The organism is Paenibacillus sp. PSB04, from assembly GCF_025809195.1.
Classification (GTDB): Bacteria; Bacillota; Bacilli; order Paenibacillales; family Paenibacillaceae; genus Paenibacillus_AQ; species Paenibacillus_AQ favisporus.
On the sequence record NZ_CP081301.1, the window covers coordinates 5147685 to 5173173 of the forward strand.

The 25489-nt window shown below is 49.7% G+C and carries 22 protein-coding genes; 7 read left to right on the top strand and 15 right to left on the bottom strand.

Annotated elements, in window-relative coordinates; genetic code table 11:
• Positions 1-163 precede the first annotated feature (163 nt).
• From K2F33_RS23840 to K2F33_RS23865, 6 genes are all read left to right on the top strand, one after another.
• Positions 164-1120, top strand: coding sequence for an ABC transporter permease (locus tag K2F33_RS23840; protein ID WP_263878928.1), 957 nt, complete (start codon positions 164-166; stop codon positions 1118-1120).
• Positions 1121-1133: 13 nt separating this feature from the next.
• Positions 1134-2063, top strand: coding sequence for a carbohydrate ABC transporter permease (locus K2F33_RS23845; protein ID WP_076165561.1), 930 nt, complete (start codon positions 1134-1136; stop codon positions 2061-2063).
• Between the two features lie 82 nt (positions 2064-2145).
• Positions 2146-3642, top strand: a complete 1497-nt coding sequence (locus tag K2F33_RS23850; RefSeq protein WP_089547292.1) for an ABC transporter substrate-binding protein — start codon at positions 2146-2148, stop codon at positions 3640-3642.
• A 159-nt stretch (positions 3643-3801) separates the two neighbouring features.
• A complete protein-coding gene (locus K2F33_RS23855) occupies positions 3802-5562 on the top strand; it encodes a sensor histidine kinase (protein ID WP_145019583.1) in 1761 nt (586 codons plus the stop codon).
• On the top strand, positions 5537-6298 hold the full coding sequence (locus K2F33_RS23860) for a response regulator transcription factor (protein WP_089547290.1): 762 nt from the start codon (positions 5537-5539) through the stop codon (positions 6296-6298). The genes K2F33_RS23855 and K2F33_RS23860 overlap by 26 nt, the downstream gene beginning before the upstream one ends.
• 36 nt (positions 6299-6334) lie before the next feature.
• On the top strand, positions 6335-7834 hold the full coding sequence (locus K2F33_RS23865; protein WP_263878932.1) for an ABC transporter substrate-binding protein: 1500 nt from the start codon (positions 6335-6337) through the stop codon (positions 7832-7834).
• A gap of 89 nt (positions 7835-7923) precedes the next feature.
• On the opposite strand, the gene K2F33_RS23870 is transcribed toward K2F33_RS23865, so the two are convergent.
• Positions 7924-8337 carry a GNAT family N-acetyltransferase gene (locus K2F33_RS23870; RefSeq protein ID WP_263878934.1) on the bottom strand — a complete coding sequence of 138 codons (414 nt, stop codon included), beginning with the start codon at positions 8335-8337 and terminating at the stop codon, positions 7924-7926.
• Positions 8334-10343, bottom strand: coding sequence for a WD40/YVTN/BNR-like repeat-containing protein (locus K2F33_RS23875; RefSeq protein ID WP_263878936.1), 2010 nt, complete (start codon positions 10341-10343; stop codon positions 8334-8336). The genes K2F33_RS23870 and K2F33_RS23875 overlap by 4 nt, the downstream gene beginning before the upstream one ends.
• A gap of 318 nt (positions 10344-10661) precedes the next feature.
• Between K2F33_RS23875 and K2F33_RS23880 the strand changes: the two genes are divergently transcribed.
• Positions 10662-11441, top strand: a complete 780-nt coding sequence (locus K2F33_RS23880) for a DJ-1/PfpI family protein (protein WP_263878938.1) — start codon at positions 10662-10664, stop codon at positions 11439-11441.
• Between the two features lie 218 nt (positions 11442-11659).
• On the opposite strand, the gene K2F33_RS23885 is transcribed toward K2F33_RS23880, so the two are convergent.
• From K2F33_RS23885 to K2F33_RS23945, 13 genes are all read right to left on the bottom strand, one after another.
• The gene (locus K2F33_RS23885) at positions 11660-12514 is read right to left on the bottom strand and encodes an aminoglycoside phosphotransferase family protein (protein ID WP_263878939.1); all 855 of its coding nucleotides are present in this window, start codon (positions 12512-12514) and stop codon (positions 11660-11662) included.
• 266 nt (positions 12515-12780) lie between these two features.
• Complete coding sequence (locus tag K2F33_RS23890) at positions 12781-13425, bottom strand: SDR family oxidoreductase (RefSeq protein WP_263878941.1); 645 nt, start codon at positions 13423-13425, stop codon at positions 12781-12783.
• 264 nt (positions 13426-13689) lie between these two features.
• Complete coding sequence (gene ybaK, locus K2F33_RS23895; protein ID WP_263878943.1) at positions 13690-14175, bottom strand: Cys-tRNA(Pro) deacylase; 486 nt, start codon at positions 14173-14175, stop codon at positions 13690-13692.
• A 180-nt stretch (positions 14176-14355) separates the two neighbouring features.
• Entirely contained in the window at positions 14356-15345 is a 990-nt protein-coding gene (locus tag K2F33_RS23900) for a phage baseplate protein (RefSeq protein ID WP_263878946.1), read from the bottom strand.
• Positions 15346-15523: 178 nt separating this feature from the next.
• Positions 15524-17158, bottom strand: a complete 1635-nt coding sequence (locus K2F33_RS23905) for a thiamine pyrophosphate-binding protein (RefSeq protein ID WP_263878948.1) — start codon at positions 17156-17158, stop codon at positions 15524-15526.
• A complete protein-coding gene (locus K2F33_RS23910) occupies positions 17155-18468 on the bottom strand; it encodes a two-component system sensor histidine kinase NtrB (protein WP_263878950.1) in 1314 nt (437 codons plus the stop codon). Before K2F33_RS23910 ends, K2F33_RS23905 begins: the two co-directional genes overlap by 4 nt.
• 511 nt (positions 18469-18979) lie before the next feature.
• Positions 18980-19858: a hypothetical protein gene (locus K2F33_RS23915; RefSeq protein WP_263878952.1), complete on the bottom strand. Its 879-nt coding sequence runs from the start codon at positions 19856-19858 to the stop codon at positions 18980-18982.
• A 224-nt stretch (positions 19859-20082) separates the two neighbouring features.
• Entirely contained in the window at positions 20083-20295 is a 213-nt protein-coding gene (locus tag K2F33_RS23920; protein ID WP_076165586.1) for a hypothetical protein, read from the bottom strand.
• A gap of 120 nt (positions 20296-20415) precedes the next feature.
• Entirely contained in the window at positions 20416-21435 is a 1020-nt protein-coding gene (locus K2F33_RS23925; protein ID WP_263878955.1) for an ABC transporter substrate-binding protein, read from the bottom strand.
• Between the two features lie 16 nt (positions 21436-21451).
• Positions 21452-22213, bottom strand: coding sequence for an ABC transporter ATP-binding protein (locus K2F33_RS23930; RefSeq protein WP_263878957.1), 762 nt, complete (start codon positions 22211-22213; stop codon positions 21452-21454).
• A gap of 3 nt (positions 22214-22216) precedes the next feature.
• Positions 22217-23296, bottom strand: coding sequence for a FecCD family ABC transporter permease (locus tag K2F33_RS23935; protein WP_076165592.1), 1080 nt, complete (start codon positions 23294-23296; stop codon positions 22217-22219).
• Positions 23297-23487: 191 nt separating this feature from the next.
• Positions 23488-24711, bottom strand: a complete 1224-nt coding sequence (locus K2F33_RS23940) for a S41 family peptidase (protein WP_263878959.1) — start codon at positions 24709-24711, stop codon at positions 23488-23490.
• Between the two features lie 8 nt (positions 24712-24719).
• A complete protein-coding gene (locus K2F33_RS23945; protein WP_263878961.1) occupies positions 24720-25322 on the bottom strand; it encodes a TetR/AcrR family transcriptional regulator in 603 nt (200 codons plus the stop codon).
• Positions 25323-25489: the final 167 nt, after the last annotated feature.

Below are 25489 nucleotides of genomic sequence, written 5' to 3' on the forward strand. Positions count from 1 at the left end.
CCGGGTGCCTTTATGCGTTTATTTCGACAAAATTTCATGTTCACCTAACGTTTTTTGACTATAGTATCAAGTTTGTTATCTGGAAGCATGGAATCTTCCTTTTATACAATGAATTTACGAAGCGCAAGCTGCAATAGAGAAACCACCGGAAGGAGTGACTAACATGAGTTCAAAAGCCGAGCAAAGCCACAAACGTAAGCGCTTACGTCCGCATTGGCACAAGCAGGATACAGAACTGACCCTGCTCGCCTTGCCGACGACCATATGGTATATCCTCTTCTGCTTTCTGCCTATGTTTGGGATCATTATCGCCTTTAAAAATTTTAGAATTAGCGGCGGATTCCTGAGCAATGTGTTCAACAGCCCGTGGATCGGCTTCAAAAACTTCGAGTTCCTGTTCAAATCGAACGATGCTTGGATCATTATCCGCAACACGATTGGATACAACCTGATCTTTATCGTTCTTGGCATCGTCCTCCCTGTTCTATTCGCCATTATGGTAGGACTGCTGCACAGCCGGAAGGCCAGCAAAATCTATCAAACGATGATGTTCCTTCCCTATTTTTTATCTTGGGTGGTCGTATCCGCCGTAGGCTGGGCTTTCCTAAGCTTCGATAAGGGGATCGTCAATCAAATGCTCGTCAGTATGGGCAGCGATCCGGTGAACTGGTACATGGAACCGAAATACTGGCCGTTCTTCCTGATTCTCTTAAACGTCTGGAAAGGCCTTGGCTACGGAATGATTATCTACTTGGCCACCATCACGAGCATTGACAGCACGTATTACGAAGCCGCGGTTATCGATGGCGCCTCGATCTGGCAGCAGACGAGATTCATTACGCTGCCGATGCTGAAGCTGGTCATCGTCATGATGTTCATCTTGGCGGTCGGGCGCATTTTCTACACCGATTTCGGCTTGTTCTACCAGGTCACGCGGGACTCCAATTCCTTGTTCAACGTGTCTACGACCATCGATGTCATGGTATACAAGCAGCTGAAAACCGCTACTGTCGGGATGGCCTCCGCTGCTGCATTCGTGCAGTCCGTCCTGGGCTGTGCCACCATTCTGATCGCTAACTGGATTGTCCGCAAAATCGATCCGGAAAGCGCAATGATGTAAGGAGGTAGGGTCGATGTCAACAAGAACGGCTTACGATACGGGCCTGGAGAAATTTAATCGTACCCACAGAGTCGTCGACGTCATTTTCCATCTGATATTTATCGTCTTGGCGCTGATCTGTGTCATTCCTGTCGTTGTGGTTCTGTCCATCTCATTTTCCAGTGAAGACTCGATCCGTGAGACGGGATATCATTTACTGCCGACCGTACTATCGGGTGATGCATACGCCTATATCGCCAAGCAGGGGACGACAATTTTGAGGGCGCTCGGTGTGTCGGTTCTTGTCACTGTGATTGGGACCGTGCTCGGCGTCCTGCTGACCGCATCCATGGGTTACGTCATTTCCCGCCCCAACTACAAGCTGAAGGGGTTTCTGACCTGGATCGTATTCATTCCGATGGTGTTCAACGGCGGTTTGGTGTCCAGCTACTTTATCAATACGAATTTATTGGGTCTGAAAGACAGCATCTGGGCCCTGATTCTGCCGCTGGCCGTCTCATCGTTTAACGTGATCATCTGCAAAACGTTTTTCAAAAGCACGATTCCCGATGGACTCATCGAATCGGCGGAAATCGATGGCGCGAGCCAGTTGCGGATCTTCTTCTCTATCGTCCTCCCGATCTCGCTGCCTGTGATCGCGACGATTGGATTGTTTCTCTGCTTCGCCTACTGGAACGACTGGTTTCAATCGATGCTGTATATCGATAACCAGAACCTGTACTCGCTGCAGGCCCTGCTCAACAGCCTGATGAGCAATGTCGATGCCCTGGCAAAGAATGCCGCAAGCATGGGCGTCAGCTACGCCGTACTTGTTGCGACGATGCCGAAGGAATCCGCGCGGATGGCTGTGGCGATCCTCATCGTTTTGCCTGTAGCCTGCGCCTACCCGTTCTTCCAGAAGTATTTTATTTCCGGGCTTACGGTCGGTGCTGTTAAAGGATAATGACGAAATAAGCCAAGACATCTTGGTTTATGATAAATCACTGCTAATCACGGTGATTCAACATCTATAAGGGGGATTTGGAATGAAAAGATCTTTCAGGTTCATCTCGACGCTCTGTTTGCTGACCCTGTTGGCCACAGCTCTGGCGGCCTGCGGCGGTTCGAAGCCCGCTTCTACAGCCGATGGATCGGAGACAACCACGGAGCCGTCGAAGGAAACTTCGACAACGACCAAGGATGTTCCGACGCTGGTCTGGTGGACGATCGGCGGCCAGGTGCCGAGCAACTTCAGCAAGGCGGTTGACGCCATGAATGCCTACACGGCCGAAAAGATCGGCGTGAAAGTGGACATCAAGGTCGCCAGCTGGGGCGAATGGGATACGAAGATGAACACCATCGTCAATACCGGCGAGCCTTTCGACATCATGTTCACGAACAGCGGAAAGTACAGCAAGCAGGTTGCGATGGGCGCTTTTGCCGACATTACCGATCTGGTTCAAAGCGAAACGCCTGACCTGTATAAGCTGATTCCGCAAAACGTATGGGACGGCACCAAAATCGGCGGAAAATATTATTCCGTACCGACTTATAAAGATTCCGCGTTGACGCAGTATTGGGTATTCGATGACAAGTATGTGCAGAAGTACAATATCGACATTAACAACATCAAGACGCTGCAGGATCTGGATAAGCCGCTTCATGATATGAAGGCCGGGGAAGGTAAAAGCTTCTACCCGCTGCCGATGACCCAAGGTGAAGGCCTGAACGGATTCTTTAACGATTATGACGATTTAACGCTGGGCTTCCCTCCGATCGGCGTGAAAGCGGACGATGCATCGCGCAAGGTCGTTTCTGTTCTGGAACAGCCTGACGTTATGGCTAATCTGAAGCTTTTGCATCAATGGTATCAAGACGGCATCATCAATCCGGATGCTCCGACCAAAACCGAAGCTGATAAAGGCAGACCTTTCTTTGCGGCACAAGCCTTCCCTGGCGCCGAAATCAGCTGGCAGATCAATGATAACGTCCAGAAATACGACATGGTTCAGCATTACGGACCGATCTACACCACGAGTACAATTCAAGGTTCTTTGAACGCGATTTCGGCGAATTCGAAATATCAGAAGGAAGCATTGAAGTACCTTGAACTGGTCAACACCGATCCGAAGCTGCGCAACATGCTGGCCTTTGGCGAGCTGGGCGTAGACTACAAAAACGTCGACGGCGAAAAGGTCATCGAGCGTACAACCGATACTTGGCCGCTGGCTGCTTACACCCAAGGCACGTTCTTTAATCTGGCGGTGACGAAAGGCGCTCCGGAAGATCAATGGGAACAAGTTAAAAAGTTGAACGAAGCGGCCTCCTCCTCCACGATCCTTGGCTTCGCACTGGACATCAGCAATCTGCAGACCGAAGTAGCGAACTGCCAAGCCGTATGGGACAAATACAAGTATGAACTTATTACCGGCGCATCCGATCCGGAGAAAATGGTGCCGAAGATTACCGCTGAACTGAAGTCGGCCGGCATGGATACGATTATGAAAGCGGCTCAAGAACAAATCGATAACTACTTCAAGTAAAAGAAATGGAAGCGCATCCCTTAATGAGACTCTCTTAAGGGATGCTTTTTCCTTCCCATCGATGAAGTTTCGTACTAATCGTGGTACCTTTGCACTAATCGTGGTACATTGGGATTAGCATTCATGCTTTCGACGAGTTGCTGTCAATCGAGGTGTCTTATGGGCTCTTTTTTGCAAATCAAAATTTACCGCCACAAGTTTATCGCCTATGTCATCTTCGTCGTGAGCATCGGACTCACGCTGGGCACGCTCACCTGTGCCATGCTGCTCAACCAATGGGTCGGTAATGCCCGGATCGAGGCGGCGAACGCATTCTCGCGCGTGGAGAATGAACTTCAGTATGACGCCGACCGTATCGAGGCTTACATGCAGCGGATTTACTCCAATCCGGGATTGCTTGACGATGCCAGAAGCTTTGCGAGCAGCAGCGCTGAAGGTTACTTGACCAGCAGGCTGGATCACAGCATCTACTCGCAGCCGCTGGTTTCCTTTCCCGAAGATCTCAAGACCTACTTATACAGCTGGGCGCAGGGCGAGATTACGCAGATCAGCCTGCACACCGGCGAATACGGCAATGTAGTACGCTTTAACGATAACGGTATCGCCAGTTATACGTTCGGACTTCCGAATAAGGACGAGGCTTTTCATGACACGATTACGAAAGGCTTCGTATACCGCAAGAAACTGTCGAATCCTACGCTGGGCTCTCAGGAATTCGGAGAGCTGCGCTTTTTGGTCAGCAGTGAGCAGGTTTTCAGATCGGTCCAAAATTTCCGGGTTGGCGAAGCTGCGGCCGTCAGTGCTGCCGGCGACATCTACCTGATCGGCGGACACGGCGAAGATTTGGAGCAGATGTCCCGCCTGGCTGCGGCAAATGGACGCACACACGGTATTATTTCAAGGGGAATGCTGAAGCCGATATTTTATGTCACCTTCGCCTCCACCAAGTTTAATTTCAAATTCGTCAGCATCATCGATTTGTCCACGCTGATTCGTCAGCATGCCGGGATGCTGATCACCCTCTTCCTGATCGTGCTGGCCGCGATGGTCAGCGTACTGCTGCTCATTGTCTACAATTTACGGGATGATGCCCTCTTCCTTCACCGCATTATCCAGTCGATCGGACGTGTCAAAACGGCCAATTTTACGACGAGCCGCCCGGCCCGGTACCGGAGAAACGAATACGGAATGATCGCCCGTGAGTTGGATGATATGATACAGCAGCTGGATAAGTACATCCGCAATGAATATTTGCTGAAAATAAAGCAGCAGGAAACCGAAATGAAAGCGCTTCAGAACCAGATTAATCCGCACTTCCTGTACAATACGCTGGAGGTGATCCGCTCTACTGCGCTGGTCAACCGGGACACAGATACCGCCGATGCCATTGCGACTTTAGGGACGCTCTACCGCGAAATCGTGAAGAAGGAAAATATCATTTCGATTGCCAGCGAGCTGGAGCTGCTGCAGAAATACTTGGAGATTATGGAGTTTAAGTATCCAGGACGTTTTTATTATCAGGTCAATGTCGAACCGGCCCTCCTCTCGATCCCGACCGTGAAATTTTGGATGCAGCCGCTCGCGGAAAATTTCTTCATCCACGGCTTTGATGCCGGTCATGAGTTTAATTTGTATGTCGTTAATGGCTGGGAAGCCGATGACGGGTATGTGCTTGAATTTGTGGATAACGGGCAGGGAATCCCGGCGGAGCGTTTAAATACCGTTCGGCGCACGCTGTTTAACCAGGATGACGCTTCCTCCGGAAGTATCGGGCTTCGCAACGTATATACGCGGCTGCATTTCTTCTATGGGGACGGCTGTACGATTGAAATCGCGAATAACGAGGAAGCCGGGGTCAAGATTGCGGTACGTATATCAAAAGAGGTGATTGAACATGTACAAGTTGATGATTGTGGATGACGAGCCTCAAATTTTGGAGGGCATGAAACGGATACTGGACTGGAACCAATACGGGTTTGGCCGCATTGAAACGTGTGAAACGACCGAGGAAGCCATGACCAAAGTGGTTGACCTGCAGCCGGACGTGGCCATCTTTGATGTCTGCATTGGCAAGACGCTCGGGTATGAGACCATCAGCAGGCTTAACGAATTTAAGATCCCGACGAAATACATTATAATGAGCGGCTATAGTGAATTCAAATATGCTCAGGAAGCCATCCGCTGCGGTGTCAAAGACTATCTGCTCAAACCGGTGGAGCGCACCAAGCTGCAGCAAGTCATTGAGAAAATCATTGTCGAGGATCTTAACGGTACGATCGGCGATAAGAACAGCGAGAACCTGAACAGGGATCCCGTATTAGGGGTTCAATATGAGCACCTTTCCAAGCTCGTCAACCGCATTTTGCTGATGATCAAGTTGGAATACGCCCAGAACATAACGTTAAAATCCGTAGCGGAGCGCTTCCAAATGAACAGTACTTACCTGGGACAGCTGTTTCTTAAAGAAACCGGTATGAAGTTTTCGGAGTACCTCATGGCATACCGGATGCTGCTCGCAGAGGACCGAATCCGTTCAACCGAAGAGAAAATATCTTATATCGCGTTTTCTGTCGGCTACAACAATCTCAATTATTTCTATACGCACTTTCATAGCTTTTTCGGAAAGTCTCCTTCCGATCTCCGCGGAAAAGCTTAAGCTGCGTACTTTTCGGAAAGGAGGCTGCTGGTGGTCATGAATGATAGACGCAAGCCGCTCTTAATGACCCTCTCTCTGATTCTGCTGCTCTTATCGTCGACAGGCTGCTTTCGTCAGTCCGGCCAAAATAGCGACTCCGATGACGGCGCACCGGTCAATCTGATTTATTATACGATTGGAGAACCTGATAAGGATTTGCAGCTCGTCAACGATAAGATTAACGAAATCATGGCACCCAAAATCGGCGTCACCGTCACGTACATCAAGGTCGGTTGGCAGGAATATGAAGATCGGCTGCACACGCTCATATCCGCTGGCAGTCCATTCGACATCGCCTTTGTTCCCGATTACGCCCCCACGGCGATGCGCGGTGCCTGGCTGAGGCTGGATGACTACCTTCAGGGACTGGGCAAGGAGATGTACGACGAGGTTGATCCGATCTTTTGGCAGGGAGTTCGCATGAATGACGGTGGCATATACGGCATTCCGACTAATAAGGAGCTGGCTGTGCGCGATCAGTGGATGTACCCTGCTTCTATCGTGGATAAATACCATATCGATATTTCCAAGTACGATACGCTGCAATCGCTTGAGCCTGTTCTCCGGATGATTCAACAGAAAGAACCGGATTACGTGCCGATGGAGCTTGATCGGGATTCGCACAATTTCTTTGCACTCGATGGCTATGAGTACATCATGAACAACAAGATTCCCTTAATGATCAAATCGCTGGATCCGAGTGCCGAGGTTGTCAATATATTCGAAACCAAGGAAGCGCGGCGGATTCTGGATACGCTGCGACGTTATTACAAGGAAGGCTTCATTAACAAGGACGCCGCGCTGCGGGAACCCGGAGGCTTGAAGCGGGGCGCCAAAGTATTCTGGAAATCCTCCGGCGGCGGTCCCCTTTCGGAGACGACCTGGAGCAAGGACCGCGGCTACAAGGTTGTGGCGAATCCCGTCACGCCGAGCGTTGTCACCACGGAATCGGTCCGGGGAGGTATTATGGCGGTCAATGCCAACACCAAGCATCCCGCCGAGAGCATCAAGTTTTTGAATCTGCTGAACACGGATCCGGAAATACGGAACTTATTTAATTACGGTATTGAAGGCGTGCACTACACGCTTGATGCCAAAGGGCAGGTTGTCCCCATCTCCTCAAAAGATAAGGATGGAGCCGATGGCTCGTCCCGTTATGCTGGAGTACAGTATACTCAAGGAAATTGGTTTATCCTGAATACGATGGGCGGCGACTACCCGGATCCCCTCGATAAATGGGAGCAGTTCCGTCAATATAACGCTGGAGTCGTCAAGTCGGCCGTGCTCGGATTTACGCCGGATCTTAGCAAAATGACGGCTCAAACCGATAACATTGAGATGGTCTGGCAGAAATACTACCCCAGCCTGATGACGGGCTCTGTCGATGTTGGCGCGATCCTCCCCAAGTTTAATCATGAACTGAAGCAGGCAGGTATTGAAGACGTGCGTAAAGAAGTGCAGAGACAGCTGGATGCTTGGCGTGCAATCAGCAGGTAGCCGTTTGCAAATTCAACTTTGCGCGTACCATCTGTTCTTTAATTAGTACTTTCCGGCAGCCGATCATGCAGCATGTGACCCGCTGCCGGTCATTTCATCGAAAGATGTTCCTCTTTCAACAGTCCATAATACACAAGATCCTCGTATTTCCCCTGCTTTTTAGCATGCTGTCGTAACGTGCCTTCATATTTCATCCCCACCTTAGCCATCACTTTACCGGAGGCGGGATTCTTGCCAAAATGACGCGCAAATACGCGGTTTAACCTCATTTCTTCAAAGGCGTACCGAACGATTCCCTTTGCGGCTTCGGTACAATAACCATGATTGCTATAGGGCTTCCCGATCCAATAAGCAAGTTCGCCGTGGTCAAATGGCTGATAGAATGCGATGCAGATGGCACCGATCACATAAGCGAAGGATAAAAAAAAGCCGCCGTTTGGCGGCAGCAAATGGGCACATGTTTTCAGCTTCTCCGATGTCCGGCTAGCCCTGTCGATGATCACTGCTGTACGGACCAGCTCAGCCCGCCATCAGCCGTCACGGCAGTCCCCTGCAGGAACTGAATCCAGCCATGCTGCGGATCGGAGAAGCCAATCGATCGGACGTCTACCATCTCGGCATCTGCGGGAAAAGGATGATCCGTCCAGGTGCGGCCCCCGTCATTCGTCGTCAGTAAGCGGGTAATCACACCGTCTTTGGCTTCGAAATCTTCAAAAAGCATATATCCGTGCGTTTCATCGCTAAAATACACCGCATCCGGATACCAGTCCTTGTCCAGCGTCAATACCGTCTCCTCCGAATGGTCCGCACCGAACCGAATGAGCTCAAGACTTCCCTTGGTGTCCGTCTCCTTCAGCAGCCATCCACTGGTATAGGAGGTCAAGGAGACTTGCATCTCACTAATTTCTTTGCTCACCAGCGTTTTGCCCCAGGTCTTTCCGCCATCTGAAGTGCGATAAATAGCCTTCCCTTCTCCTGTGGCGAACAAGATGCCATGATTTGTGTCAAAAAAACGGAAGGCTGAAACGTCGGATATCCCCAGCTTGTTCAGCGATTCGCTGTAAACTTCATGCCAGGTGAGCCCGCCGTCCTGGGTTTTCAATAAAACATGCTGGGGGTCCTTATCCCGGAAGGCAATCATGAAGCCTTCTTTCTCACTGACAAAGCTGATTTTCTCCAGCCGGATATAAGAATCCAGGGAAGCGATGATCCTCCAGCTCGCCCCTCCGTCGATCGTTTTCAGGACCTTACCGCTGTCCAGCTGAGTCCCGATGCCAAATCCGAGTTGACGATTGATAAAAGCCATGTCCTCTGTCGGACTGCCATACGGCTCGGATAGCGGATAAGACTCCTGCCAGCTTATTCCCCCGTCAGTCGAGTGAATGAGAAAATCGGAGCCGTTCATCCCGTCGACGGCGGCCCATATTGCTTTAGTGGACACCATCTGTACCTGATTTACCGCCACCGCCTTGCTCACACTGGTGAAGCTGCGGCCGCCGTCCTTCGTCAGCCAAATGCCTCCTTCGCTCGGTCCCGCGCCCGGGTGCAGCGAAATTACGCCGGTATTCCCGTCGATCAGCTGAATACCGTTTACATAAGGACGACCCGTCCGCTGAGTGCTCATTTTAGTCCAATGCTTACCACCGTCAACAGTACGGTAGACGTCCCCGCTCAGCATCCCCTTCTCATTTGTCAGCAGCCATCCGGTATTTTCACTCGCAAACTGGATTTGAAAGGCGGACAAGGGCGAATCCTTCGCAGAGAGATCTAGCTGTTTGGACCATGTCCGCCCACCATTATTAGTCTTTACAACAGCCAGCTTGGTATCATCCTTGCCGACCGTACCGACCACATAGCCGGTGCCGGCTTTCGGAAAGCTGGTGCTGATCGGTCTGAAGTCCTGAATTCCAAACACAGCCGTTTGAAAATGATTTCCCCCATCCTGTGTGAGCAGCAGGCGGCCGTTTACAAGCATCGCCCCGCTTTCCTCATTTACGAACGACAATTTCCGCAGAACGGGATTGCCTTGGCTGTGGTCCTCTTGGGATTCGGATTTCCATTTTGTAATCCAGCTGCGGCCGCCGTCTCCGGTTTTCAGCAGACGGATCTGTTTGCACTGCAGCTGTCCTGCGCTGCTGGAACAGTTGTCTTCGACCAAAGCATACCCGGTTTTGGCATTGATAAAATCCAGGCTGCGTATATACTTCCCAGGCAAATTCTGTTCCTGCCACTGTGTCCCGCCGTCCTGGGTGGACAGCAGCCTTAGTTGAGCGTCAGTGCGCTCTTTGACCGCAAATCCGTTTATGGAATCGACGAAATCGATGACCGGGAGATCATACGGGATATTCCCGTTCCAAATGAGCTCCTTCCCCTGCTGCGGCTGAATGGGGATATCAGCCGAAGACAGCGCGACCGCTGCTGGTTCCGTCCCTTTAGCACACCCCGTAAGAACGGCTGCCACAATGGACACAAGGACTGCTGCTCTGAAATGCCTGCGTCTTATTCTCATGTTTAACGCCTCCTTCATCCGCGCAAAAAACATTCTGTAAAATAAATCTCCTGTGCTTTAACCGTCCAAGGCTTAAGATTGTTCATGACAAGTTTTATTATAGAGTTTGCTTTAGTGCGATGGGTTAAGGATTGTTCTCGTTTTGGAGTCAAGATTTTCATATTTTCATGGTTCGATGTATTGTGAGGAGTTGTTGATCCTTTTGTGACTTTTATAGAACGCCGTTTGTGATATTCGCTTGATATGATTCTACTGCTAATAAAAAACGCATGAGCTATACTGCCTGGGCTTGGTGCGAAGAGAAAGGAAGATTCAGAAATGAGAAAGATGTTTGCGTTATTTTTATCATTGGCATTGGTACTTAGTCTGGCTGTCCCCGCCGCAAGTGCAAATGCTGCACCAGACAATCAAAACAGGAAGGATTACCTTCATGTTCAAGTCGTGCTGTTCGATGGATTCGATTTGCTCGACGCCTTGGCGCCCTATGAAGTATTTGCCGCTGCGGGTATGTATTCCGGTGACAAAGTGACGGTCGAACTGGTGTCCGCAGAAGGCAAGCGTTCTGTTCCGAGCGGGCTTGGTGGACCCTCTCTGGAAGCGAAATCCAAGCTGGACCCCCATCAACCGGGAATTATTGTGGTGCCTGGTGCTGCCGGCAAGCCGGCGGGAAATACTCCTGATACCATTCCGAACCTTCTTTGGAAGGCGAAGCAAACGTCCTTAACCAGCATGATCAAACAGGCAATGAACGATAAAGAAGTGACGGTAGCAACGGTATGCGGAGGTTCCTTATTGCTTGCGATGGATGGACTGCTGAAAGACCGACATGCCGTGACCAATCCGATTGGCATGGCTGCGTTAGGTGCCGCGGGCGCAATCCCGGTAGAGGCCAGAGTTGTTGAGGATGGACCACGCCTGGTCAGCGGCGGAGGCGTGACTTCAGGATTGGACGTAGCTCTATATTTGGTCGAACGCGAGTTGGGGCCGCAGATCGCTAACGCTGTAGAAAACTTATTCCAGTATGAGCAGCGCGGCACGGTATGGAAAGCCGAAGGCACGGCGCCCATCGACTTTTTCAAGAATACGGCTGTAAAATAAGCGAACGCTGTTCTTTTCAAAAGGTCAAAGATCGGCGTCTGAGCTGAAAATGAGTTATGAACATAATAAGACACCTCTAAAATGCCATGGCATGTAAGAGGTGTCTTTTAGTTAACGTATCAGGGTCATTTCGGTCGAGATGAACTTCATCAGCAGGATAGAGGTATGTTCGCACCGATGGTCGGTAGTTTTTGTTATTGCGGTTAGTCGCTACTAAGTTAGATCTGCTTCAACTCGAGCTCGCGAGCAATTTCGGCAATAAGGCGGTCGAACCACGGCTTCCCCTGAGGAACCCATTTCCTGGCCGCTTGGGCATACCATGCGAGATGCAGGAAATGATAGATTTGCATAATGCCGATCGGGACGTAACGAACAGGATCAATACCCAGCGAATGTAATAAAGCTGCAGCATCCAGCGATACCGGCCCCCGAATCGGACGCTGCCAATCGAGGACCCGGTACCCGTCGTTTGTCACCAGCACATTTTCCGCTTTGAGGTCTGCATGAACATATCCTGAAGGTGAATGGAGTTCGGTAAGCAATGCCGGGGCTTGACTCCACTCGCGCAGTTTGTTGACCTTGCCGATGTCCACTTCCTTGAAGCTTCCTTCATGAATACATTCGGAAATATCATGAAGAGCACCCTCGATATATGCGGCCCATCCTTCTTCCGTACTAATGTCGAACATGACAGGCAATTCTCCATGGATCTGTGAGATCATGCCCATAAGATCATTGGCGATGCTGGCTGCCTCCGAATCTTTTAAAGGAACGTCCTTCAGCCGCGGCGCCTGGATTTCTTCCATTAGTATAGCCGTCATATTGTCCTTCGCTTCGATCATGCGAACCGGCACCAGGAGCGGAGATTGGGCACGAGCATAAAATTGGGCTTCCAGCGTCGGCGGGGCTTGCACTTTATAAATGTAACGGCCTCCCTGCTCCGTAACCAGGCTCTGAACACATGATAATGGCCATTCATGGATGGTGATCCGTTGTGAGACCGGGCTGCCAAGATATTCTGCCAGTTCTTCGTCGTCGTGAAGCAGCAAATTAAACGATGGATGACGATGCATGCGATTCTCCGCTCCTTTTCGAAATACTCGGCATATTGCAACCAGGTTTAAATTGGCTAAAACAATTGTGAATCTTTTTTACTTCGTGATAGCGATCGGTTATCCTCCTTGATCCATTCAACCTTTGCAACCAATGATCGCTGATGAAACGGAGCGCAGGTAGGACATCGCGGCAAAAAGCCGCTTATTCAGCGGCTTCAATCTTATCACAATGTACTTACCGTAATCTGGTTTATCTAGAAATACCCCTTGGGTCTCTACGGTGTTTATAACGCGTTTAACGCTTCCAGGATTGGTGTTTCACCACTAATCATATCAAAAGCTTTACCGATCGTATGAGGATTTTCCAATGATGCTAGTATAGCCTCTGCCACATCTTCACGGGGAATTTTTCCCCGATCCAGGTCAACCGTCGCGGTGACCTTCCCCGTTCCGGGTTCATTGATCAGCCCTCCTGGGCGAACAATCGTATAATCCAGGCCGCTCTGCTGAAGCCAAATATCCGCATAATGCTTCGCGGCGCTGTAGTAAGGCGCACTCTCCATCCAAAGCTCGCGGTGATGGACCCCGATCGCGCTCACCATGATGAAGCGGCGCACCCCAGATTGTTTGGCAGCCTCCACCGACTTGATTGCACCATCCAAATCAATCATCATCGTCTTATCGGCTCCTGTATGGCCGCCCGAGCCTGCAGTAAATACGACTGCATCCGCCCCCTCGGCAGCTCGGGCAATCTCATCGATACTTCCTTCCAGGTCAGCAAGCACCGCTTGCACGCCCTGCTCTTCAAATGCCGCTTTCTGCTCGTCGCTTCGTACCATTGCGATGGCATTGTGCTTGTCGGATTCCTGCAGCTTTCTTACAAGATGCCGGCCAATTTGGCCATTGGCTCCGATAATCAGTACGTTCATAATAAATCCTTCCTTTCTTCTATACTATTTATGGATAAATAAGATTGTTTTTAACGCCTTGCTTTCCATATTTGTTATGGATCAGGTCTATCTTTTGGTATAATCATCCTGAGGTGTTTAACGATGGATGGAAAAAGATTTGTACTGATCATGGTCATTGTTTTAGTGGTAATTGGCGGCTTTTTTATCGCATTTATGCAGCTTTTGAGTTCAATAGGCAAAATCTGATTGGACCTGCAGGTTCATGTGTTTGAACCCGTTCCATCATTGCGGGCTACTGTACACAAGATCGGCCAGCACTCCCTCTGCAGCTGCCGCTAAGTCCTGTCCACTTAGAAAAATTTGCAGCCCCCGTCTTCCTCCGCTAATGCTGACGACTTCCATGGAGCTCACGGATGCATTCATATACAGCGGATACTTCTTTTTCATGCCCAGTGGAGACACGCCGCCCCGGATATACCCTGTTAAGGATTGAATGTCTTTCACAGGCACCATCTCCACTTTTTTATTGCCGCTTGCAGCGGCCAGACTTTTCAGATTCAGTTCCCGGTCGCCTGGAATACAAGCTGCGATGATCCCTGTCTTATCCCCTTTTAAAATGAGCGTCTTGAACAGCTGGCCGGGCTCCAGCCCTACTTTCGCGGCAACCGTTGCCGCATCCAGCTGATTTTCGTCCCATTCATATTCGTGAAGCGAATACTTGATTTGAAGCGTGTCGAGTATTCGGCAGGCATTCGTCTTGGCTGACAATTTACTTCACCTTTCCTTTGCAATGACGATTCGTTAAATAACTAGCCGTTGAATAGCTCCGTACTATTTTATCATGCTAATGGACGCCTGGAAAAATCTCATCATCGCTGCCAATAGAAAAACAACCTGAACCATGCTCAGGTTGTTTTCTGTCTTTTCAGCGAACCAGCTAACACGCGATTAAAAAATGCTGTCTGGAACGTAATAAATTTTCTGGGTATTCTGCTTACTGTCGGGATTGGTTACGATATTAAAATAAACGTTCCCGTTTTTGTTTTGTACACCCTCGATTTCATGTTTTCCCACGTTGGTGATTTTCACCAGACTCTTATAAGCTCCTGTGTTAGATATCATAGCAATCTGCGGGGTGTTTCCTTCAGCGCCACCAGACGTATAAATTTCCGTTTTGCCAAGCAGGTCGGCGCCTTGGAAGGAACCGTTCGGTCTCACGATGGCACTGCCCGACTGGGTAAAGCTGGATACACACGCTGCCTTCGCCGCCGCACTATCCAGACGGACCTGCTCGTTGCTGTCCAGCAGCTTGTTCAGTTTAACCGTATCATAAACGGACCAGGTGACCTTTCCTTGTTTCGTTTGAACCCGGAAAAAGGTATATGTGCTGTTTCCGCCGCCGTCAACACGGTACGTGTCGCCTAGTCTTGTGCCCTTTTTGTTGGCGTAATTCATATACGTGAACCGGTGAAGGTCCGTATAATCCAAGGTCTTGCCGGCCGAATATTGAAGTCTTGCGACCTGGAGCGACCAATAATTGCTTGTTGAAGGATCGGCTTTTGAGCTGAAGTAAAAATAATTGATCCCTTTGTAGGTATACATATCAAGCGTTTGCCCGTGACCGGCATTGGTGATCTTCATTTCATCCTTGTAAGTAGCGGTATTGCCGTTGATAACCAGTCTTGATAGATAGACCGTCCCTTTGGACCGCTGGGTAACATATACGTACTTCGAAGCAATATAAGCTTTCTGAACCGCCAGTTTATGATGAAGTCCTTTGAGGTTGTATGCCAGTTTCGCCGAAGCGTTGACGGTTTTTCCCGGCGATGCGGCAAAGGCGGTCAGACTCGACATCCCAAAGAGCAGGATGGAAAGAGCAACGAAGCAGAATAATTTAAAAGGCTTGTTCCTTGAGATCAATGACTGAAATGAATACATCTTGTTGATACCTCCATTTAGAGTTGTTAGCATTATGCTAATAGAAATAACTGGCTATGAAAACCGTTTTTCAAAGAATTAGGGCTAAATACTCACATGATTTTCCCAGCAAAAATAAAAAAGCGCCATATAGGCGCTTCTCTCGCGTAATCCGGTCAATTCGGTATGCAAAAATACCTTAATCGAGCTTCATTTGCCGGGCCAAGGTGGAAGAGATCTCCTCTTTGTCCACGATCACGTCAATCACAAAAGGCTTATTGATCTGCAGTGCCTGTTTAAACACATGCGTAAATTCGCTGAGCGTCGTGCACCGTGCACTGTCCGCTCCCATGGAAGCCGCATACGCTGCGGCATCCAAAGGCTGCTTAAAGACCGTGCCGTCGGTTCTTCCGGTAAACTCGCGCATCCCTTTTAATGCCATATCCAGCTGTCCGTTATTGATGACGATAAAAATAACCGGAAGCTGCTCGGCGACGCAGGTTGAGATTTCGGAGCCCAGCATAAATAAACAGCCGTCTCCCGTCAAGCAGATGACGTTCTGGTCCCTGTCGGCAAATTTTGTACCAATCGCCATCCCGATCGCATTGGCCATCGAAGCAAAATAGGAATCGAAGAAAAAGGTGACGCCCGGCTTTACATCCAGCCAACGGACCGCATGGTACCCATGTGCGCCATCATCAGCAAAAACCGTGGTTTGCTCAGGAATGATATCCCCTACCGCCTGGCAGACTTCCGCGACCGAAAGGGACTGAAGCTCGGGCAGCGGATCATGATACCGCTCACCAACCCGCAAATCATCACTCACATTTTCATTCGGATACAGGCGCAGCAGCTCCTCCAGATTCGTTGCGATATCGCCGAACACATGCGTATGCTCAGCCTGGATAATCCCGCCCATAAATTCATAAGAGATATCGAACTGAATGATCCTTTGCGGGAAATAAGAACGGTCCAAGCCCGCCAGTGCGGTATCGCTCAATCGCGATCCCATCACCAGCATCAGGTCGACGCCCGACTCCAGCAGGTGTTTGGCTTTTTGGTGTCCGCCCAGACCAAAAGGTCCGTAATATTGTGGATGCATCGAATGGATGCTCCCCTTGCCACCGGGAGTTGTGACGACGGGAATCTGAAACTGCTCGGCGAACCTGGCGAGGGGCTCCTGAGCTCTGGAGAGGACGACCCCCTTTCCTGCCAGAATGACCGGGTTTCGGGCGGCTCGCACCTGATTCACCACATCCGTCAGATTGGTTGCGGCATAGTTTAGACGGCTTGACGGAATATGGATATTCGTCTCGGCTACCGGCGAAATCATCACATCAAACGGGATGCACAGATGTACCGGACCTTTGCGTCCGGTCATGGCTTCGCGAAGCGCATGATTAAGAATCGCCGGGAAGGTATCGGCGCGGGAAACCATCGTGCTGAACAGCGTAACGGGCTTCATAATTTCCGCCAAATCGATGCCGAATAACGAGGAATCCTGGCATTGCGGGATCCCTGTTTCTGCCGCCGACTGATGTCCCGTAATGAAGAGAACGGGAAGGCAGTTCATTTTCGCATGCGCTGCGGCAGTGACCAGATTGGTCCCTCCCGGTCCTGAAGTTCCGACGACCACTCCCAGCTTTTTCCCCGCAAAAGCATAACCTCCGGCTGCAAAACCCGCCCCGCTTTCATGCCTTCCGAGAATAAATTCGATTCCCTGGTTGCCAAATTCCAGAATCACAGGGGCAACCGATTTGCCCGGAATTCCGAAAACATGCTGAATATCCAGACTGACCAGCGTTTCAACTAAGAGCTCTACGACATTTTTCACACAGGACACTCCTTTAAAATGCCTGACAAAGGTAATCGGATATTGAATTCCGTTCCTGCACCCAATCTGGAATCGACGGTGATCTCTCCGTTATGATTGTTAATAATGCGGTAGGATACGGATAGACCCAGACCCGTTCCGTTCTCTTTGGTCGTAAAAAAAGGATTCTGTATTTTTGTGAGGTTTTCAGGACTAATACCGCTGCCATTGTCAGAAATAGTGATGGTTAGATATTTGTTTTGTATGGTAGATTTTAAGGTTACGGCTTCTTTAGGCTGAGACGCTTCAACGGCATTTTGTAAAATATTGATCAGTACCTGCTTAATTTGCGAAGCATCGGCATACAGGACATCCTGGTCGCCGGTATGGTAATCCCGGATAAACCGGATATCGTGCAGCGCGGCCTGTCCTTCCATAAAATCAAGCACGCTGTCAAGGAACAGATTGATTTCGATCGGCTTGACGATTGGAAAAGAAGGCTTGGACATCGTGACAAAATCCGATACGAGATTTTTGACGCGCACCAGCTCCTCGTGTACGAAACCCAAATAACGGGCTGTGTCCGGGTCCAGCGGCCGCTCGCGGATAATTTGCACAAAGCCCATGATGGAGGTTAGCGGGTTGCGGATTTCATGGGCCAAACCGGCAGCCAGCTTGCCGATGGCCGACAGCTTTTCGCTGACGATGATCTGCTGCTCCAGCAAATAACGTTCGGTAATATCCCGCAGCTGCGCATAGGCGCCTTGGATGATCCCGTTTTCAAATATCGGAATGATGTCGGCAAGGCAAACCGTGTGTGTCCCGCCGGCGTGAAAATGAACCTCGATTCCCCGCTGCCGCTGGCCGTTAGCGATCGTTTGCAAAAAATGCGGTCCGAGCTCCGTAATTTGATAGGAGGACTGTCCGACGGAAATATAATCGGGGATGATGTTCAGGGCGACGTGGTTGAAATCGACTACAGTTCCGGAGCGGTCAGCCAAAAGAATTCCGGTATCCAAATTGTCGACCATGAGATGGTGCAGATCCAGCTGCCGCTGGTTTGTTTTCCTGAGCTTCAGCTCCCTTCCCATAGATTCCACCATATTCACAAGCATGGCGAGCTGGTAATTGCTGAAATCGACGATGCTTGTCATCAAGGAGATCGTTCCTTCGCGCACCCCATGATTTCCTGGAAACGAAAAAGGGACGCTGTGGCAGGCCGATTCGTGCAGAACAAGATGATAATGATCCGTCCCTACCGTTTGAAACGGAATTTTGTTCTCCAGTGTGATCAGCGTCGCACATATCCCCACCTCTCTCTCAACCAGCAAGCTCCCTTCTTTAATATTCAGCTGTGAAAGATGTTCTCTAATAATCCGATCACCGAAAGAATCAATTACCAAACCTTTGTCATCCGTGACGAGGAATGAAACCATTTGCCCGTTTAGTAATTGAATCGTGTTCTCTCCAAATCCCTTGGTAACCTCCAGTATGTCGGCATATACTCTCTTCTGTCTCTGTAGATGCTCTTCGGACACGGTTGTTACGGGTGAGGGAACATCTGTTGGCTGCATTCCATAAGCGATGCAACGTCGTCGAACCTCGGCGAGGTAATTGTTTTCCATGTGGTCGAACCCCCAAATTACGACTGTACTTCCTATATCTTATAGTAAATTTGGCGTAAGGAATATAAATATTTTGGGGATAAGGCAATATTTTCAAAGTTAATGTCGAACAAACAAAGAGACCGTCCCCAGGTCTACGGACCCAGGGACAGCCTCTTCATGGTGCTAAAGATAATCACAGATCATCTAATCATCCATTGGTTTCAAATCACTAATTTCAAATGGCTTCTTCAACCGAAATCGCTCCGACCGAAGTGGAAAGCGTAATGACCGGACCCCCGCCGTTGAAGTCGGTGGAACCGCTCGATACACCGGAAATGGTTCCGAGTTCGCTCTGAACCTTCAAGGTGCAAGACAAGGAAGTTGCCAGTGCCGCTTGGACTCCGCCTACATCGGTGCCTACCTGAAGAGTGCTGTCCTTCTCCATTTCCTGGATGTCCACACGGACGCTTCCGGCATCCGACTGGATTCTGGAATTCCCTGCAACATGCGCTCCTTCAACGGTTATACGACCAACACTATTTTCAACCTGATACGATCCGTTCAGGTTTTTCATCGTAATGCCGCCGACATCGTTAACAATTTCATAACCGGTGATCTGATCCGGCACGTTGACGACATACTCGATGAACAGCTCGGATTTCCCGAAACGGGACTCTGCCCAATCCCATAAATCTCGCTTGGGATCCCCCTTTGCATGTGTCACGATTTCCATCGTGCCGTTGTTATCCACAATGGAGGTTTCCGCTTGCTCGGCAATATTGCGGTGTGTTTGATCATTCAAAAACCAGATGGTGGTCTCCACGGTGATCTTATTTCCTGTACCCCGTACAAGAGTGATATTCCCTGCTTTATGGTGAATTTGTAGCGATGAATCCGCCCCAACTTCCTGTACGGCTGTAAGCTGAATGCTGTCACCCTTGCTTTTGATGCTTTCTTCGATACCGCTCACTGTATCCATGACCGTTGTTCCGGCAGTCATTGCCGTTTCGTGCGCCCCCTGCTTGAGCTTTTCTGCAGCATCGTCCACGGTTCCGCAGCCTGCGAGCAGCATGACGGCAAGTACGGCGGTCGTCCCTGTGATTATGTTTTTCATTTGTACCCCCAGTTTCTTCCTGTTTGGTTATGTATAATATTCATTATAAGGAAAATCGCATGGAGCACACCTATCAAAAGGCCAGAGTAATCACTAGACCTTAGTCGAGGATAACGGAATGGACGAGAAGCCCATCAGCCTGCTGGGTATAGATATGAAAGTCTTCACGACAAAAAAACAGCCCGGATCGTTCCAGGCTGTCGTTCGGTATGCTAATGACCCATTCAGCTTTTAGACGGAAGCTGTTTTTCGCTGTTTTTGCCAAAGCCGGACTCATACACGGTAAAAAAGGAAATGTTCGAAGTTTGCACCTGATGCTCATTCAATTCTACCCATTCCTCGCTCTTCAGCCTGGAAATTACACCGCTGACGTCATCGGATATAATATTGAGTGCTTCTCCGCCGACAAAATGAATCGTAATGCTGGTCTCGCTCATCGCTCCCACCTCCCATTCATTTCCTATTGGCATAGTATGGCCCAGGCTGTTACTTCTTATTTACACAAATCAGAAGGAAGGAAATCTGATGGAGAAGCGGCGATTCTATAGGATATAAAACTATTTAAACAAGTCAGGGTACATTTCTTTCGCCAGCTTTTCCATCCCGTCGATCGTATTGTAGCCATAGCCAAACATATAGTTGTAGTCCACCGCATAGATTTGCTTGCTTTTGATCGCCTTCATGCTGGACAATTTGGGATTCGCATAAAGCGCCTCTTTGAGCTTATCCTGGGTCGTGCCGCCCGTCGTGCTCCAGTCCGGGATGATGAGTACATCCGGGTCTGCCTGAATCAGCATTTCGACGCTGACCTCGCCTGTTTCATTTTTAAAGACGTTGTCCAGTTTGACCATTTTGAATGCATCATTAAAAAATGTTTCTTGCTGGGCTGCGTATACGCTCACTTCCTTCGGATCGCTCATATGGAGATAGGCGAATGTTTTTTCCGCTTGGATACCTGCGAGTTTGGAAGCGATGCCTTCCTGCTTCCCTTTCAGCTCCTGGATGAACGATTCGGCCTTATCTTGTACGTTAAAAATTTCACCTAGATGTTCAATATCTTTGTAAATCGAGTCATAGGTTCCCCCAGTCACGGATGATTCCAGAACATAGGTTTTGATCCCCATGCCGTTCAACGTGTCCACCGTGCCGACTCCCCAATCGGCGTTATCGAATAAGCCGCCCCTTCCATAAACCAGGTCAGGATTCGTACCCAGCGTAACCTCTTTGCCGACGTACTCGTCGCTAAGGATATTCAGTTTGTTATATTCCGATTCGACCGCTGGATCCGGTGCCCCGAAATTTGCGCCGACCCCGGCGATTTTGTCGCCAAGTCCAAGGTGAAGCAGCAGTTCCGTTGCCGGGCGGGTATTGGCCATGATGCGTTCTGGCGCCTTATCGAATACCTGCTCTTTTTTCTCCCAGGTCGTTCCGCCTTCCGCCTTCGTGAAATTTTCGATCGTTACCGGATAGTGGCTGGCAGCCTGGGCCTCCGGTTCACTGGTTTTCGCCGCATTTCCGCAGGCGCTGAGCACCAGCATTGCCGCAATCCCGGCAGTCAGCAGCAGATGTTTTTTCACTTGTCTTCCTCCCCTTTTATAGACCATAAGCAAATCCCAACCCGTTCGTAACAGGATTGATATATGTCTTACACTTGATCTGGTACAGCGCTTCAATGTTCTCCGGCGTCAGCACCTCTACAGGCGTGCCATGCGCATATACCTCGCCATGTTTCATCGCATAGAGATAATCGCAGTAATGAGCGGCCATTTCCAAATCGTGAAGCGCGGCCAGCACCCCGATATCCAACCCTTTTACACAAGTCAAAATTTCGAGCTGGTACCGAATGTCGAGATGATTCGTCGGTTCATCCAAAATCATGAATTTAGGCTGCTGCGCGATCGTCCGCGCCAAAATGACCCTCTGCTTTTCCCCGCCGGACAGCGACAAATAGCTGCGCTCTTTATAATCCAGCAAATTGGTTCTCGCCAAAGCTTCTTCCACAATCGCCATATCTTCCGCTTTGTCGGATTCCAGCAGCTTCTTGTGCGGCGTCCTGCCCAGCATGACCATCTGCTGGACCGTTAAATCAAAATTCATCTCATTGAACTGGCCCACGACGCCAAGCCGCTGCGAAACTTTCTTTTCGTTCGTTTTCAGCACATCCAGGTCGTTTAAATAAACGTTCCCTTTCTGCGGAACCAGGCTCTTGTATATGCTTTTCAACAGTGTGGATTTCCCGCATCCGTTGGGACCGATCAGGCCAACGAACTGCCGGTTTTTGACCTGGATCGAAACGTTCTTCACGATATCTTTTTTGCCGATCCGGACTTGCATTTCCTTTGCGGTCAACTCCATGTCTCACCCTCCGAAATTGTAGCCTTTTTTCACGATCATGTAGATAAACAGCGGCGAGCCTATCACCGACGTAATGATCCCGATGGGCAGTTCCACATTATGAATCAGCGTTCTGGATAAAATATCCGACCAGATCAGGAACAATCCGCCCAGCAGCAGCGTTCCTGCCGTCAGCCGCTTATGATCCGCGCCAAAGATCCCCCTGCCGATATGGGGAATGATTAAACCGACAAAACCGATCATGCCTGCATAAGCGACCATCGTACCGGTAATAAGCGCCGCGGCGATCATATAAAACTTGCGGTAGGCACTCAAGTTAATACCGAGCGTAATGGCTGACTCGTCCCCGAGCAGCATCGTATTGAGCACACGGTGCTGCAATAGGAACAATGCGCAGCCGAGCAGTACAACCGCCGCCATGATTGGCGTTTTATCCCAGCTGGAGGAAGCCAGACTGCCCATGGACCAAAATGTGACGGTCTTGATGCCCTCCGCGTTGTTGGCAAAATAAATGACCAGGCTGGAAAAGGAACTGCACAAGGCACCGATGACGACGCCGGATAAGACAAGCTTTACCGATGTCGCTTTGCCTCCGATGCTGGATAACACCAGCACGGCAATCGACGTCACCATGGCCCCGGCAAAAGCCCCGAAGGCGACGCCGAACTGGGACAGCAGCGCACCGCTGCCGAATCCGACCAGGATTGCAAAGGTTGCTCCCAAGGATGCGCCAGACGAAATGCCGAGAATATACGGGTCAGCGAGCGGATTTTGCACGACAGCCTGCATGATCGTTCCGCATAAGGAGAGCCCCATGCCGATCAAAAGGGCAAAAATGACGCGGGGCATCCGGACTTGCAAAATGATGTTGACGTAGGAGTCGCTCTCGACATGGCTCATCGATCCCCATTTGCCGTTGGTCAAGGCATGCACGATGATCTCCCACGCCTGCCTGAAAGGAATATGTACCTGTCCAATCGATACGGAAAAGACAGCGGATAACGCGATTAGAATCATCAAGATCAAAATCACTGCATAATAGCCGCTTCCCAACCTAGTCGTTGTTCCTTCCTTCGTATTCAAGAATTCACCTCCTATCGATGCGTACCGATGTCTGTGTATTTAATGATAATGATTATCATTATCGAATATATTAAGGCATATTCTTCCGCATGACAATCCCTAGTTGAAAAATAAGTTGGGTTTTATGTCCTCACAAAATAATAAAGGCCGGGCACTCTATGCCCGACCTTCGTTTTATTGTCGAATTACAATCATGCATTTTTGATAACCTCAAGCGCCTTCTCCAGCGCTCTGTCCCTTCGTTGATACAGATCTTCTCTCCTCACCGGAACTTCGATATCAGGTACGATGCCGATATTCTCAAATGGGTCCCCGTTTGGAAAATAGGAGCGGATGGCTCCGACCAGCACAACGATATTGCCGTCATCGAAATGCTGAACGAGCGGCTGACCGGTTGAACCGTAAGTCCTCTCTCCGATGATGATTGCTCTTCCGTTGTCAATAAACGGCATGGTAAAGTCTTCGGCTGCAGAACCGGTGAATCGATCCACCAAGATGATGACATTTCCTTGGTAGGAGGTTTCGACCGAAGGTTGCGTATAGTCCGGATCAAATACGGAAAACCGATAATCCGTTGTAAAGGATATTTCGGCATTCGGATGCCGACGGCATAAAAACTCGGGATGCCGCGCCATCTCTTTCCACCACCGATACGGCCGGTTCATAAGTTTGTGCGTTAACCTTCCCGGCGTGTTCCCGCCGCCGTTTCCTCTCACATCGATGATGATCGATGAGGCGTGTTGATATTCCCCGATCAGATCGAGAGCCTTCTCTTCAAACCTCGAATGGTTAAAGCTTGGAATATGTATATATGCAATTTTGTCTTGCTGCAGCCATTTTCCTGATGTATCGCCATTGTTGTGACTGTTATAATCTATAGGCTGACGGGATAACGTAACCGTTCGAGTATGGCCCTGCTCATTCAACAATTCGATATCTGCCTGCTCCTTCATGTAAAAATGCGAAAAATACACAGAAAGACGGCCAGCCATCATACGCCAATCCGCAATCCTGGCCCATTGGTTCATCTCGTTCAGCCACTCGTTCATCGATTTGCCGGCAATGGATACCACCATATCCCCGGGGTGGGTAAGCCCGGTGTCGTCTTCCTTTACAAGCCAAGAGCCATCCGACTCCAGCAGTGATAATGGAAATGCCCCGCCATGCGGGAACGGCGCCGCCCTGTCGATATAATTCGAATGTGCGTTACGAAGCTGTCCAAAATACCCCCACATCACCTTTTGAAAATCAGCCCGGTTCCCGGCCGCTGCCGCTTTGTCGAAAAACTCTTTTGCGGCTTCCCCTAATTCATCAGGTGTGATGGTTGCACTCTCCCAGTGCGCAAATGCCTTTTCGGTCATCCGGATCGTTTCCGATAAAATCAAAAGCCGCTCTTTTAAAGATAATTCCTGCATCCAGCCATTCACTCTCCCTTCGTTTCTATCTGGCTTCGCGTCAGCAAATAAAACTGCTTGGCGAGAAAGGCCGGTGTGTACGGCATGTCATTGCGCAGCCAGGCCACAATCGTACCAATGAGGGCTGCCGATCCATGCCAGATGGCGATGTCCTTAGGTATGCCTGCTTTGTAACAAAAAGACTCGGTCCCCATCTCTTCGATTCTTGCCGAAATTAACTCGGTCAGCATATTTAACAGCCTTTCACTGAATATGGGCGCCTTCCGCGATCCCAAGATGACCTTGTAAAATTTGTGATGCTCCGCAATATGCTCCAGCAGCCGCAGCATCATGAACCAATCCTCTTCCTCGGTTGCCGGTTTTTCCGGCTCAATGCCCACGGCCTGCTTAAAATCTTCGATCATATCATCAGCCATTTTTTCCAGCATGTCGGGAATATCGCGGTAATGCAAATAGAAAGTGACACGGTTAATGGTGGCACGTTCGGCGATCCGGCTGATGGACATCTTCTCGATATCCATTTCCTGCAGCAGATCGATAAAAGCATCCTTGATGAGCTGCCTTGTACGAAGCACTCTGGGGTCGGTCGGCTGTTTGGAAACGTCGGGCATTCTCTTCCTTCCTTTCATCTGCATACGTAATAGACAATTTAATAGCAATGTGCAGTAATTCTCATCACTAATCAACATTAAAACGGTGAAACGATAACTAATTTACATTTTCTAGTGAAAACGTTGTTTGTAAGCTCCAACGGTTCTGTCTATAATCTCATTTATAC

Excerpts from the sequence above, each read along its gene's own strand:
- K2F33_RS23850 (WP_089547292.1), top strand. The coding sequence starts at position 2,146 with ATGAAAAGATCTTTCAGGTTCATCTCGACGCTCTGTTTGCTGACCCTG.
- K2F33_RS23920 (WP_076165586.1), bottom strand. The coding sequence starts at position 20,295 with ATGAGCGAGACCAGCATTACGATTCATTTTGTCGGCGGAGAAGCACTC.
- K2F33_RS23915 (WP_263878952.1), bottom strand. The coding sequence starts at position 19,858 with ATGAAAAACATAATCACAGGGACGACCGCCGTACTTGCCGTCATGCTG.
- K2F33_RS23945 (WP_263878961.1), bottom strand. The coding sequence starts at position 25,322 with ATGCCCGACGTTTCCAAACAGCCGACCGACCCCAGAGTGCTTCGTACA.
- K2F33_RS23855 (WP_145019583.1), top strand. The coding sequence starts at position 3,802 with ATGGGCTCTTTTTTGCAAATCAAAATTTACCGCCACAAGTTTATCGCC.
- K2F33_RS23860 (WP_089547290.1), top strand. The coding sequence starts at position 5,537 with ATGTACAAGTTGATGATTGTGGATGACGAGCCTCAAATTTTGGAGGGC.
- K2F33_RS23930 (WP_263878957.1), bottom strand. The coding sequence starts at position 22,213 with ATGGAGTTGACCGCAAAGGAAATGCAAGTCCGGATCGGCAAAAAAGAT.
- K2F33_RS23840 (WP_263878928.1), top strand. The coding sequence starts at position 164 with ATGAGTTCAAAAGCCGAGCAAAGCCACAAACGTAAGCGCTTACGTCCG.
- K2F33_RS23865 (WP_263878932.1), top strand. The coding sequence starts at position 6,335 with ATGAATGATAGACGCAAGCCGCTCTTAATGACCCTCTCTCTGATTCTG.
- K2F33_RS23880 (WP_263878938.1), top strand. The coding sequence starts at position 10,662 with ATGAGAAAGATGTTTGCGTTATTTTTATCATTGGCATTGGTACTTAGT.
- K2F33_RS23885 (WP_263878939.1), bottom strand. The coding sequence starts at position 12,514 with ATGCATCGTCATCCATCGTTTAATTTGCTGCTTCACGACGACGAAGAA.
- K2F33_RS23890 (WP_263878941.1), bottom strand. The coding sequence starts at position 13,425 with ATGAACGTACTGATTATCGGAGCCAATGGCCAAATTGGCCGGCATCTT.
- K2F33_RS23875 (WP_263878936.1), bottom strand. The coding sequence starts at position 10,343 with ATGAGAATAAGACGCAGGCATTTCAGAGCAGCAGTCCTTGTGTCCATT.
- K2F33_RS23845 (WP_076165561.1), top strand. The coding sequence starts at position 1,134 with ATGTCAACAAGAACGGCTTACGATACGGGCCTGGAGAAATTTAATCGT.
- K2F33_RS23940 (WP_263878959.1), bottom strand. The coding sequence starts at position 24,711 with ATGCAGGAATTATCTTTAAAAGAGCGGCTTTTGATTTTATCGGAAACG.
- K2F33_RS23900 (WP_263878946.1), bottom strand. The coding sequence starts at position 15,345 with ATGTATTCATTTCAGTCATTGATCTCAAGGAACAAGCCTTTTAAATTA.